The sequence below is a fragment of the Streptomyces nanshensis genome, assembly GCF_001751255.1.
Classification (GTDB): Bacteria; Actinomycetota; Actinomycetes; order Streptomycetales; family Streptomycetaceae; genus Streptomyces; species Streptomyces nanshensis_A.
In genome coordinates, this window is record NZ_LJGW01000176.1 from 1 (window position 1) to 585 (window position 585).

Sequence of the window (585 nt, forward strand, 5' to 3'; positions counted from 1 at the left end):
GGCTCCGGCGCGGACCGCGGCCCCCGCGCCGCCCGTCCCCCTCGATCTGCGCGGCACCGCCGCCCGCCGCACGCTCGTCTTCCCCACCGGCGACCGCGTCGTGGTCTCCGGGCTGCCGGGCAGCGGCAAGTCCACGCTGATCCGCCGGGTCCTGGCGCTCCAGAGCACCGTCCGGCGCATCGACTCCCAGGACGTACGCGAGAGTTGGGCCGCCGCGCTGCCGCGCTGGCTCCCGTACGCCGCCTACCGGCCCCTGGTCCGCCTCGCCCACTACGCGGGGCTGCACCGCGCGCTGGCCTCCGGCGCGAGNGCGCGAGCGTCGTCGTGCACGACTGCGGCAGCCAGGCATGGGTGCGCACCTGGCTGGGCCGCGACGCCCTGCGCCGGGGACGCGCCCTCCATCTCGTCCTGCTCGACGTCGCGCCCGCGACGGCGCTGCGCAGCCAGGCCGAACGGGGACGCGCGGTCTCCCGCTACGCCTTCGCACGGCACCGCGCCGCCGTGCGGCGGCTCATCGCGGACGCGGAGTCGGGCAGCGTGCCGCTCGGCTGCGAGTCCGTGGTGCTGCTGGACCGGGGCGCGGCG

1 pseudogene is annotated in these 585 nt (G+C 78.6%); it reads left to right on the forward strand.

What is annotated here, in order from left to right:
- Nucleotides 1-585 (forward strand): annotated as a pseudogene (locus tag AN218_RS34345) (AAA family ATPase); the annotation flags it as partial.